At 70.6% G+C, this 12,458-nt stretch carries 9 protein-coding genes; 8 read left to right on the top strand and 1 reads right to left on the bottom strand.

Annotation, left to right across the window (positions count from 1 at the left end):
- Positions 1-7: 7 nt before the first annotated feature.
- On the bottom strand, positions 8-1,294 hold the full coding sequence (locus tag BN948_RS11155; protein WP_009520177.1) for a type IV pili methyl-accepting chemotaxis transducer N-terminal domain-containing protein: 1,287 nt from the start codon (positions 1,292-1,294) through the stop codon (positions 8-10).
- A gap of 356 nt (positions 1,295-1,650) precedes the next feature.
- On the opposite strand from BN948_RS11155, the gene nirB reads away from it, so the two are divergent.
- The 8 genes from nirB to BN948_RS11195 all read left to right on the top strand — a co-directional run bounded on the left by nirB (position 1,651) and on the right by BN948_RS11195 (position 12,221).
- Positions 1,651-4,131 carry a nitrite reductase large subunit NirB gene (nirB, locus tag BN948_RS11160; protein ID WP_009520178.1) on the top strand — a complete coding sequence of 827 codons (2,481 nt, stop codon included), beginning with the start codon at positions 1,651-1,653 and terminating at the stop codon, positions 4,129-4,131.
- Positions 4,128-4,520 (top strand): nitrite reductase small subunit NirD, encoded by a 393-nt coding sequence (gene nirD / locus BN948_RS11165; RefSeq protein WP_009520179.1) that lies wholly within the window; start codon positions 4,128-4,130, stop codon positions 4,518-4,520. The genes nirB and nirD overlap by 4 nt, the downstream gene beginning before the upstream one ends.
- Entirely contained in the window at positions 4,517-7,297 is a 2,781-nt protein-coding gene (locus BN948_RS11170) for a nitrate reductase (RefSeq protein WP_009520180.1), read from the top strand. The genes nirD and BN948_RS11170 overlap by 4 nt, the downstream gene beginning before the upstream one ends.
- 76 nt (positions 7,298-7,373) lie before the next feature.
- Entirely contained in the window at positions 7,374-8,291 is a 918-nt protein-coding gene (gene ybiB, locus BN948_RS11175; RefSeq protein WP_009520181.1) for a DNA-binding protein YbiB, read from the top strand.
- Entirely contained in the window at positions 8,272-9,060 is a 789-nt protein-coding gene (cobA, locus tag BN948_RS11180) for a uroporphyrinogen-III C-methyltransferase (protein WP_009520182.1), read from the top strand. The genes ybiB and cobA overlap by 20 nt, the downstream gene beginning before the upstream one ends.
- 100 nt (positions 9,061-9,160) lie before the next feature.
- Complete coding sequence (locus BN948_RS11185) at positions 9,161-9,844, top strand: methyl-accepting chemotaxis protein (protein ID WP_009520183.1); 684 nt, start codon at positions 9,161-9,163, stop codon at positions 9,842-9,844.
- 37 nt (positions 9,845-9,881) lie between these two features.
- Positions 9,882-11,009, top strand: a complete 1,128-nt coding sequence (locus BN948_RS11190; RefSeq protein ID WP_009520184.1) for a sterol desaturase family protein — start codon at positions 9,882-9,884, stop codon at positions 11,007-11,009.
- A 3-nt stretch (positions 11,010-11,012) separates the two neighbouring features.
- Entirely contained in the window at positions 11,013-12,221 is a 1,209-nt protein-coding gene (locus BN948_RS11195) for a BaiN/RdsA family NAD(P)/FAD-dependent oxidoreductase (protein ID WP_009520185.1), read from the top strand.
- Positions 12,222-12,458: the final 237 nt, after the last annotated feature.

Below are 12,458 nucleotides of genomic sequence, written 5' to 3' on the forward strand. Positions count from 1 at the left end.
CGCTGCCTCAGCCCATCAACAGTTGCATGCTGTGCTCCACCTGCGCGGTGAGTCGCTCGACGGCGTCCAGCACCGCCTCGCTGGCCGTGGCGAAGGCGCCCAGGCGGTTCTGGCGCTCGCGGCCCGTGGCGCGCTCGGCCAGGGCGGCGCCGGCCAGCATCTGCTGCCAGGCGCCCAGGGCCGCGTCCATCGCGGCGCGGATCTCGGGCGTGGACAGCGGCGCCGCCTGCAGGTAGGCCAGGCCTTGCTCGAAGGCCTGGCGGGCCTCGTCCATGGCCTGTGCGTGTTGCGACACGGCGGCCGGCTCCAGCAAGGCCAGCAGCGCGCACTTGGCGTAGCGCTGCGACAGCATGCGCTGGCGCCCGGCGGTATTGAGCGCGCGCAGCGGCGCCACGGAACCCGCGCTCTCCAGGCTGGCGGTCAGGCGCTCGGCGCTGGCCAGTAGTTCATCGGCCAGGGCATCGGCCTGCGCGGGCGCGGCGGCGGGCGCGCCGCGCAGCAGCGGCTTCAGGCGCGCCCAGGCCTCGCTCGGCGGGGCGATCAGGTCGCCGAAGGTGGGCTGCGAGAGGTTGCGTTGCAGCAGCGCCAGGTTGGCGTCGATGCGCGCGGCCGATTCGTCGAGCAGCGCGCGGTGGCGCGCCTCGTCCACGCCGGCCAGGCACAGCAGGTGCAGCTTGACCACGCGCTGCGACAGCATGCGCAACTGACCCGCGCGGTTCACGCCCTCGGCGTAGCGCGCCGAATGGATGATCTGCTGCGCCAGTTGGCCCATGCGCTGCTGCGTCTGCATGGCGGCGCCGCGCAACAACTGGAAGGCGTCCTCGTCCGGGATCTGCCGCGCGCGCATCAAGATGCCTTTGGCGCGCTCCACCAGCTTGCGCTCCTCGAAGCGCTGCGTCAGATCGCGCAGCTCCTCGCGCAGCGCCTGCTCGCGCTGGAAGCGCGCCTGCGCCAGATGAATGAGCGGGCGCAGGCGCGGCGCGCCGTAGCCGTTGACGGCCCAGACCTGCACACCGGCATCGAGCGCGCGCGCCATGTTCTGCGCATCCACGTCGCCGGTGAACACCAGCACGGGGCGCGGCGCGGTGCCGGCCAGGGCCGCCAGCGCCTGGAACAGGGCCTCGCCGGGCAGCGGCGCGTCCACCACCACCAGATCTGGTGCATGGCGGACCACGCCCGCCATCAATTGGTGCACCGCATCAAGCACCTCGGGCACCTGCAGGCCGGCGGCCTGCAGGTCCTTCGCCAGCGGCGAGGCCTTGGCGCCATCGAGAAGAACGAGCACGGAAGTCATGCGAATCAATCACTTGCGCAGCAGAGCGGGCGAGGTCGCGGCGCTGCGGCACGCCCGCGACCCCGCGATGGTGCACCAGAACGGGGGCCTCGAAAGACGCTGCAAGCCCGTGGCACGGCTCTTGCGTTGAATCGCCCGGACGCGACGAGGCGTCCCGCCCCGGCGGCCCAGCCGGGGCACTGCGTGCAACGACGCGCGCAGACATGGCAGCGGCCAGCGCCCGAGGGCGCGCGCCCACCCGGTCGTTCGACCGGCGCAAGAAACACCCACCGCCTGAGCGGGGCGCATGCCCCCCTGCCCTGTCCCCGCGCCGGGCGGTTCACTCGTTCCGCGAAACACGTCCTGGAGTTCCCACGATGAAGAAACCCAAGCTGGTGATGGTTGGCAACGGCATGGCCGGGGTGCGCACGCTTGAGGAACTGCTCAAGATCGCCCCCGGGCTCTACGACATCACCGTCTTCGGTGCCGAGCCGCACCCGAACTACAACCGCATCCTGCTCTCGCCCGTGCTCGCAGGCGAGCAGACCCTGGATGAGATCGTGCTCAACGACTGGTCCTGGTACCAGGACAACGGCATCACCCTGCACGCGGGCTGGCAGGTGAGCAGCGTGGACCGCGTCAAGCGCGTGGTGCACGCCACCAACGCCGCGGGCGACGCGATCAGCGCGCCCTACGACCGCCTCATCATGGCCACCGGCTCCAACCCTTTCATCCTGCCGATCCCCGGCAAGGACCTGGAGGGCGTGCTGGCCTACCGGGACATCGCCGACACCCAGGCCATGATCGACGCCGCCGCGAAATACAAGCACGCGGTGGTCATCGGCGGCGGCCTGCTGGGCCTGGAGGCCGCCAACGGCCTCATGAAGCGCGGCATGACGGTGAGCGTGGTACACGTGGCGCCCTGGCTGATGGAGCGTCAGCTCGACGACGTGGCCGGCAAGTTGCTGCAGCAGTCGCTGCAGTCGCGCGGCATGAACTTCCTCATCGGCGCGCAGACGCAGGAGCTGGTGGGCGATCAAAACGACGGCACTGGCGGGCGCGTGACATCGGTGCGCTTCAAGGACGGCAGCGAAGTCCCCGCCGACCTGGTCGTCATGGCCGTCGGCATCCGCCCCAACACCGCGCTGGCCGAATCGATGAAGCTGCACGTCAACCGCGGCATCGTGGTCAGCGACACCCTGCAGACCGTCACCGACGCGCGCATCTACGCCGTGGGCGAATGCGCGGCGCACCGCGGCATCGCCTACGGCCTGGTCGCGCCACTGTTCGAGCAGGGCAAGGTGCTGGCCACGCACCTGGCCGAGTTCGGCATCGGCCGCTACAGCGGCTCGCTCACCTCCACCAAGCTCAAGGTCACCGGCATCGACCTGTTCTCGGCCGGCAATTTCATGGGCGGCGACAACACCGAAGAGATCGTGATGAGCGACCCCGGCGGCGGCGTCTACAAGAAGCTCGTCATCCAGGACGACAAACTGGTGGGCGCCTGCCTGTACGGCGACACGGTGGACGGCAGCTGGTACTTCAAGCTGCTGCGCGAAGGGCGCAGCGTGGCCGACATCCGCGACAAGCTGATGTTCGGCGAGTCCAACATCGGCGACACCGGCCATGAAGGCCACAGCAAGGCCGCCAGCATGCCCGACGAGGCCGAGGTCTGCGGCTGCAACGGCGTCAACAAGGGCGCCATCTGCAAGGCCATCAAGGACAAGGGCCTGTTCACGCTGGAAGAGGTGCGCAAGCACACCAAGGCCAGCGCGAGCTGCGGCTCCTGCACCGGCCTGGTGGAACAGATCCTGATGTTCACCGCCGGCGGCGATTACTCCGCCACGCCCAAGCTCAAGGCCATCTGCGGCTGCACCGAACACGGTCACCAGGCGGTGCGCGACGCCATCTGCGAGCGCAAGTACCTCAGCACCGCCGAGGTCTTCGCCGGCATGGGCTGGCGCACGCCCAACGGCTGCGCCACCTGCCGCCCTGCCGTCAACTACTACCTCATCAGCACCTGGCCCAAGGAGGCCAGGGACGACCCGCAGAGCCGCTTCATCAACGAGCGCAGCCACGCCAACATCCAGAAGGACGGCACCTACAGCGTGATCCCGCGCATGTGGGGCGGCGAGACCACGGCCGCCGAGCTGCGCCGCATCGCCGACGTGGTGGACAAGTACCAGATCCCCACCGTCAAGGTCACCGGCGGCCAGCGCATCGACCTGCTGGGCGTGAAGAAGGAAGACCTGCAGAACGTCTGGCGCGACATCGGCATGCCCAGCGGCCACGCCTACGCCAAGGCCCTGCGCACGGTGAAAACCTGCGTGGGCAGCGAGTGGTGCCGCATGGGCACGCAGGACAGCACGCAGATGGGCAAGGACCTGGAGCGCGCGATGTGGCGCATGTACGCGCCGCACAAGGTGAAGTTCGCGGTGAGCGGTTGCCCGCGCAACTGCGCCGAGGCCGGCATCAAGGACGTGGGCATCATCGGCGTCGACTCGGGCTGGGAGATGTACGTGGCCGGCAATGGCGGCATCAAGACAGAGGTGGCCGAGTTCCTGGTGAAGCTGAAAACGGCCGAGGAGGTGCTGGAGTACACCGGCGCCTTCATGCAGCTCTACCGCCTGGAGGGCTGGTACCTGGAGCGCACCGTGCACTACGTGGGCCGCGTGGGCCTGGACTACGTGAAGAAGCGCATCCTGGACGACGCCGAGGGCCGCAAGGCGCTGTGGGCGCAACTGCAGTTCGCGCTCGACGGCGAGCCCGACCCCTGGTTCGAACACGAGAAAGCCGCGGTGGACACCCGGCAGTTCATTCCCATTCAGTCCATGGCTGTCGAAGGGAGCGCCGCATGAGCCTGCTCAGCCAATGGACCGCCATCTGCCGCGTCGACGAGATTCCCGAGTTGGGTTCGCGCACCGTGCGCCGCCCCGTGGGCCTGGACGTGGCCATCTTCCGCAACGCCGACGGCGGCGTGTTCGCCCTGCTCGACCGCTGTCCGCACAAGGGCGGGCCGCTGAGCCAGGGCATCGTCTTCGACAACCGCGTCGCCTGCCCGCTGCACAACTGGACCATCGGACTGAACGACGGCTGCGCACAGGCACCCGACGAGGGCTGCACGCCACGCTTCGCGGTGCAGGTGGTGGACGGCGTGGTGCACCTGGACGCACGCGAACTCGCCACGCACGCCACCGACCTCGCGCGCCCTGTCGCCGGCCCGGCCACGCGCCGCGTCTCCCCATGACCGACACCCGCTCCACCTGCCCCTACTGCGGCGTGGGCTGCGGGGTCATCATCGAAAGCGAGGGCACGCGCATCACCGGCGTGCGCGGTGACCCCGATCACCCGGCCAACGTCGGCCGCCTGTGCAGCAAAGGCCAGACCCTGCACCTCACCGCCGCCGACAGCGTGGCGCGCCAGACGCGCCTGCTGCACCCCATGCAACGCCCCGCGCGCGGTGCCGCGCCGGTGCGCACGTCATGGGACGAAGCCCTGAACCTGGCCGCGCGCCGCTTCAACGGCGCCATCGCCACGCACGGCCCCGACGCCGTGGGCTTCTACATCAGCGGCCAGTTGCTCACCGAGGACTACTACGTCTTCAACAAGCTCGCCAAGGGGCTCATCGGCACCAACAACGTCGACACCAACTCGCGCCTGTGCATGAGCAGCGCGGTGGCCGGCTACAAGCTCACCCTGGGTGCCGACGCGCCCCCGGCCTGCTACGACGATCTGAACCACGCGGACTGCCTGTTCATCGTGGGCAGCAACGCGGCCTTCGCGCACCCGGTCCTGTTTCGCCGACTGGAAGACGCGCGGCGCGCCAACCCGGACATGAAGGTGATCGTGGCCGACCCGCGCCGCACCGACACCGCCGGCATCGCCGACCTCTACCTGCCCCTGCAGCCCGGCACCGATGTGATGCTCTTCCACGGCCTGCTGCACATCATGCTGTGGGAGGGCTGGACCGACGCGGCGTACATCGAGCGCCACACCAGCGGCTTCGACGCGCTCAAGGCCCTGGTGCGCGAGTGCACGCCCGAGCGCGTGGCCCAGGTTTGCGGCCTCACCGAAGAAGACCTCTTCACCGCCGCGCGCTGGTTCGCCACCGGCGCCAGCACCGACCCACAGGCGCGCGGCGCCACGCTGAGCCTGTACTGCCAGGGCCTGAACCAGAGCAGCAGCGGCACCGCCAAGAACGCGAGCCTGATCAACCTGCATCTGGCCACGGGCCAGATCGGCAAGCCCGGCGCTGGCCCGTTCAGCCTGACGGGCCAGCCCAACGCCATGGGCGGGCGCGAGGTCGGCGGCCTGGCCAACCTGCTCTCGGCCCACCGCGACCTGGCCAACCCCGCGCACCGCGCCGAGGTGGCCGCGCTGTGGGGCGTGCAGAGCGTGCCCGACAAGCCCGGCCTCACCGCGGTGGAGCTGTTCGAAGCCGCCGCCGACGGCGCGGTGAAGGCGCTGTGGATCGCCTGCACCAACCCCGCGCAGTCCATGCCCGACCAGCGCACCGTGCGCCGCGCGCTGCAGCGCGCCGAGTTCGTGGTGGTGCAGGAGGCCTTCACCACCCCCGCCACCTGCGACTTCGCCGACCTGCTGCTGCCCGCCACCACCTGGGGCGAGAAGGAAGGCACCGTCACCAACAGCGAACGCCGCATCAGCCGCGTGCGCGCCGCCGTGCCACCGCCAGGCGAGGCGCGGCACGACTGGCGCATCGTGGTCGACTTCGCGCGGCGCCTGCGCCCGGGCAACACGCTGTTCCCCTACGACACGCCCGAATCCATCTGGCTCGAACACCGCGAATCCACGCGCGGGCGCGACCTGGACATCACCGGCCTGAGCTACGCGATGCTCGAACAGCAAGGCCCGCAGCAGTGGCCGCTGCGTGAAGGTCTGTCCGAAGGGAAAGCCCGCCTGTACGAAGACGGCGTCTTCCCCACCGCCGATGGCCGCGCCCGCTTCGCCGCCCTGCCCTACAAGCCGCTGGCCGAGCCGCGCGAATCGCGTTACCCCTTCTCCCTCACCACCGGCCGCCTGCGCGACCAGTGGCACGGCATGAGCCGCACCGGCACGCTGGGCCGCCTGTTCGGCCACGTGGCCGAACCGGCCGTGCAACTCAACGCCCGCGACATGGAGCGCCTGGCGCTGGCCGACGGGGACCTGGTGCACGTCACCAGCAAGCGCGGCAGCATCGTGCTGCCCGCGCAGGCCAGCGAACAGATCGCCCCCGCGCAAGCCTTCATCGCCATGCACTGGGGGGCCGAGTACCTGAGCGGCCTGAGCAGCAGTGGGGAGCCACTGGCCGGTGTGAACGCGCTCACCACCTCGGCCTACTGCCCTTCATCGAAACAGCCCGAACTCAAGCACGCGGCGGTGAAGGTGCTCAAGGCCGACCTGCCCTGGACCCTGCTGGCCGTGGCCTGGCTGCCCGATGACCGCGCCCTGGCCACGCAGGCCGAGCTGCGCGCGCTGATGGGCGAATTCCCCTTCGTCAGTTGCGTGCCCTTCGGGCGCGAGCGCACCGGCGTGCTGTTTCGCGCCGCCGCGCACGACGCGCCCGCGCCTGCCCTGCTGGACCGGCTTGAGGCCGTGCTGGGCCTGGACGCGCCCGACGCCCAGCGCTACGCCGACCGCCGCCTGGGCCAGCGGCGTTGCGCCCGCCTGTCGCGCAGCCCGGAACGCGGCGCGCGCCTGGAGGCCTTCCTGCTCGCCGGCGACGCGCGCGCAGAGGCCTGGCTCAAGCCCCTGCTGCAGGATGAGGCCCCCGCCGAGGCCTACGCCCGCCGCCTGCTCATGCCCGGCGCCAGCGCCCCGGTGGAGCAGGCGCCGCGCGGCAAGCAGGTCTGCACCTGCCTGAACGTCAGCGACAGCGCCATTCGCACCTGCCTGGCGCGCGCGGACGGCAGCGACGAGGAACGCCTGGCGCAACTGCAGACCCAATTGCGCTGCGGCACCCAGTGCGGCTCCTGCGTGCCCGAACTGCGCCGCCTGGTGCGCGAGCGCGACACCACGCCGGCCTGAGCCAGGCGCCGTCTTCATATAACGACAAGTCATCAAGCCTGCCGGACAATCCCGCGATTCAGCCTCTCTCACCAACATGGGCATCAGCCACTACATCAAGGAAATCGGCCGCGGCAAGGACGGCGCGCGAGCCCTCACGCGCGAGCAGGCCGCCGACCTGATGGGCCAGGTGCTCGACGGCGCCGTGAGCGACCTGGAGTTGGGCGGCTTCTGCCTGGCCATGCGCATCAAGGGCGAAACGCCCGAGGAGATGGCCGGCTTCCTGGACGCCACGCACGCGCGCCTGAAGCGCGTGCCCGGCAACGGCAAACCCATCGTCGTGCTGCCCAGCTACAACGGCGCGCGCAAGCTGCCGCTGCTCACACCCCTGCTGGCGCTGCACCTGGCGCGCCGGGGCGCGGCGGTGCTGGTGCACGGCACGGCCACGGAGGACAAGCGGGTCGCCGCCGAAGCGGTGTTCGACGCCCTCGGCGTGGCCCCGGCCGCGCACGTGGCGGCCATCGCCCCGGGAGCGTGCGCCTTCGTGCCCACCCCGGTGCTGCTGCCCGGTCTCAAGCGCCTGCTCGACGTGCGCCGCGCCGTGGGCCTGCGCAACCCGGGGCATAGTCTGGTCAAGCTCATGAACCCGGTGGACGGGCCCGCACTGATCGTGGGCAGCTACACCCACCCCGAATACGCCCTCAGCATGGCCGCCACCTTCGCGCTCACCGGCGCGCACGCCCTGCTGCTGCGCGGCACCGAGGGCGAGCCCGTGGCCGATGCGCGCCGCCAGCCACGCATCGAGGCCTTTCGCGACGGCCAGCGCATCGAGCGCATCGCCGCGCAGGACGGGCCACTGGCCAGACTGCCCGAGCTGCCCGCCATCGACGCCGTGTCCACGGCCGCCTATATCCGCGCCGTGCTCGACGGCCACATCCCCCTGCCGGCGCCCATCGCGCGCCAGGCCGACTGCATCCTCGCCGAGGTGAACGCCCATGAAACCGTCAACGCCTGACTTCCTGCCCGGCACCGTCACCCTCGTGGGCGCGGGCCCCGGCGACCCGGAACTGCTCACGCTCAAGGCGGTGCGCGCCATCGGCGCGGCCACCGTGCTGCTGGTGGACGACCTGGTGAACGAGGCCGTGCTGGAACACGCCAACCCGAACGCGCGCATCGTGCACGTGGGCAAGCGCGGCGGCTGCAAGAGCACGCCACAGGCCTTCATCGAACGCCTCATGCTCATGGCCGCGCGCGAGGGCGAGGTGGTGGTGCGCGTGAAGGGCGGCGACCCGTTCATCTTCGGCCGTGGGGGTGAAGAACTGGAGCACCTGCGTGCCGAGGGCATCGCGGTGCAGGTGGTCAACGGCATCACCTCAGGCCTGGCGGGCCTCACCGCGCTGGGCGTGCCGCTCACGCACCGCGACCACGCGCATGGCGTGGTGTTCATCACCGGCCACGCCAAGCCCGGCGACGCCGGCACCGACTGGCCCACCCTGGCCGCCACCGCGCGCGACGCGAAACTCACCCTGGTCATCTACATGGGTGTGAGCGGGGCTGCGCAGATCGAGGCGGGCCTGCTCGCCGGGCTGCCGGCCGATACGCCGCTGGCCGTGATCCAGCACGCCACCCTGCCTCAGCAGCGCCACACCGTCAGCACCCTGGGTGACCTGCGCGGCTGCATCGACCGCGAGGGGCTGGGCAGCCCCTCGGTGATTGTGGTGGGCGACGTGCTGCGGGGCCTGGCCTCGCTGCAAGCATCCAAGCCTGCCATTCGCGCGGCCTGACGCGCGGCCTGACGCGCGGGCGTCGTCCACTGGCGCACGCCTGCTCCATTTTTTTCAGCACCCGCCCTCGCGGTGGCGCGGCGATTGCTTGGTGTGGGCCATGACATCGCTTGCCGCCCCACCCACGGGCACGCGCCCCGACACGGTGCCCGTCCACATCGCCGGCCTCTCCCTGGTCAACCTGGCCGCGCGCCAGCGCATGCTCTCGCAGCGCATGGTCCTGCAGACCGTGCTGGCCGCCCAGGGCGACGCCGAGCGCCTGCAGGCCGCCCGGCGCAGCCTGCAGACCTTCACCGAAAGCCAGCAGCACCTGCAGGCCACCGTCGGCCACCTGGAGCCAGCGGGTGCCCGCCGCATCGACGAGACCTACCATGGTGCGCGCGGCGTGGGCCCGGTGGTGCAGGCCTTCATGCGGCTCATGAACCAGGCGCTGGACCAGATCGAGTCCGGCAGCGCCCGCGCGCCCACCACGCTGGCCGAACTGGTGGCCCACACCGACCGCGTGCTGGACGCCCTGAACACCGCCACCACCGCCTTCGACGAGGTCGCCAAGGCCCGCGCCGACGCCATGATGAAAGAGCTCACGGGCATCGTCGGCGCCATCCAGAGCGTGGCCAAGGAAGCCAAGGTGGTGAGCTTCAACGCCCAGGTGATGGCCGCGCGCGCCGGCCAGCACGGCCGCGAGTTCGCCGTGGTGGCGAACGTGCTGTCGGACATCAGCACCGAGATCGACGAGCTGACGCGCAAGGCGGCCGTTCTGGCGGAGCGCAACGCAAGACAGTGAACCCCTACACTGCGGCCCATGATCAGGAGGCGGCCGCATGCTCGACAAACTCAACCACCTCGCCGAAAGCCACGGCGCGCTGCGCCCCGGGCGCGGCCTGGTCACCGGGGTCATTGCCCTGGTGCTGGCCGTGCTGTGCTTCCTGGGCGTGCTGGCCTTCCACTTTCCCGAGTACCTCACCACGCCCGAGCTGCGCCGCCAGTACGACGTGGCGCTGATGCGCCAGATCCTGTTCTGGTCACTGGTGCTGGCCGGGGCGCTGAGCCTGGCCAACCTGGTCTTCCGTCGCGCGCCCTGGCTGGCCGGCGCGGCCTTCGCGCTGGTGCGGCTGAGCGCCCTGCTCGGTGGCCACGCGGTGGAGGTGGACCCGAACTTTCCCGACGACACGCCCTACATCGGCCTGGACTGGTTCATCCTCGACCTGCTGGGCTCGGCGCTGATCTTCATCTTCATCGAGAAGCTCTTCAAGCTGCGCAAGGACCAGCCGGTGTTCCGCCCCGAGTGGCAGACCGACTTCCACCACTTCATCGTCAACCACATGCTGGTGGGCTTCATGCTGCTGGCCACCAACCTGCTGGTGCACCGCCTGTTCGGCTGGGTGCCGGTGGACGGCGTGCGCGGCTGGATCGCCGGCCTGCCCTTCTGGGCCGGCCTGCCGCTGTGCATCCTGGTGGCCGATCTGGCGCAGTACTGGACGCACCGCGCGTACCACGAGGTGCCGCTGCTCTGGCGCCTGCACGCGGTGCACCACAGCACCAAACACATGGACTGGATGGCCGGCTCGCGCCAGCACATCCTAGAGACGCTCATCACCCGCACCCTGGTGCTGGGGCCGATGTTCCTGCTGGGCTTCTCCAAGGAAGTGATCGACGCCTACATCATCGTGGTGGGCTTCCAGGCGGTGTTCAACCACGCCAACGTGAGCGTGCGCCTGGGCCCGCTGCGCTACCTCATCGTCACGCCCAACTTCCACCACTGGCACCACAGCCAGGACCAGGAGGCGCTGGACCGCAACTACGCCGCGCACTACGCCTTCCTGGACCACCTCTTCGGCACCGCCGTGAACAGCCCGAAGCTGTGGCCCGAGCGCTACGGCGTGCTGGGCGACTACGTGCCCAAGGGCTTTCTGCGGCAACTGGCCTTCCCGTTCACCTGGAAGGGCTGAGCCTTGAGCGACAAGCCCTGGGACGCCATCGTCGTCGGCGCCGGCGCCGCCGGCCTGTTCTGCGCCGGCATCGCCGGCCAGCGTGGGCGCCGCGTGCTGCTCATCGACCACAGCCCCAAGGTGGCCGAGAAGATCCGCATCTCCGGCGGCGGGCGCGCCAACTTCACCAATCGCGACCTCGACCCGCGCGCGCCGCAGAAGCACTTCGTCAGCGAGAACCCGAACTTCTGCCGCTCGGCGCTGTCGCGCTACACGCCCACCGACTTCATCGCCCTGGTGCAGCGCCACGGCATTGCCTGGCACGAGAAGCACAAGGGCCAACTCTTCTGCGACCGCTCGGCCGACGACCTGATCCAGATGCTGCTGCGCGAGTGCGAGGCCGGCGGCGTGACCCGCTGGCAGCCCTGCGCTGTGCAGGCCGTGCGCCAGGGCGGCGACGGCACCTACGAACTCGACACCGACCGCGGCCCCGTGCGCGCGCCCCAGCTGGTGGTGGCCACCGGCGGCCTGCCCATCCCGCAGATCGGCGCCAGCGACTTCGGCCTGCGCCTGGCGGCGCAGTTCGGCCTGGGCGTGATCGAACCCCGCGCCGCCCTGGTCCCGCTCACCTTCGACGGCGCCGCCTGGGCGCCCTACGCCGGCCTGGCCGGGCTGGCGCTGCCTGTGCGCATCGAGACCGGCGGCAAGAAGGAGCGCATGGCCTTCGATGAGGACCTGCTGTTCACCCACCGGGGTCTGTCCGGCCCCGCGGTGCTGCAGATCTCCAGCTACTGGCTGCCGGGCGCGCCCATCCGCCTGGACCTGGCACCCGACACCGACCTGGCCGAGGCCCTGGGCGAGGCCAAGCGCCGATCACGCAAGCTGCTGGCCAACGAACTGGCCCAGTGGGTGCCCGCCCGCCTGGCCGACGCCTGGGCCGCGACGGATGCCGACTGGCAGCGCCCCGTGATGGAAACCGGCGACCGTGCCCTGGCCCGCCTGGCCGAGCGATTGCAGCGCTGGGAGCTGGTGCCCACCGGCACCGAGGGTTGGCGCAAGGCCGAGGTGATGCGCGGTGGGGTGGACACGCGGGCCCTGTCCCAGCAGACGATGGAATCGCGCCAGGGCGGGCTGTACTTCATCGGCGAGGTGGTGGACGTGACGGGCTGGCTGGGCGGATACAACTTCCAGTGGGCCTGGGCGTCCGCCCATGCCTGCGCGCAGGCGCTGTAAGCACAAGCCCCCACGCTCCGCCGCGGCGCGGGTCGCTGCCCCCCGAGGGGGCTGAGCCGCCTTGGTGCGGCCCGGCGGCGGCTCGGCGGTAGCCAACGCGGCGGAAATGTCTATAATCGCGGGCTTTGCTGGCAAATTCCCGTCGGCCAATACTAGTTTTAGACGGGACACTTCGCAGCCAAGAAGGCCGGGCCTGATCTTCCCCGCCATCCTCTGGCCGCACATTCTCAGGAATCG

The organism is Hydrogenophaga intermedia, assembly GCF_000723405.1.
Lineage (GTDB): Bacteria > Pseudomonadota > Gammaproteobacteria > Burkholderiales > Burkholderiaceae_C > Hydrogenophaga > Hydrogenophaga intermedia.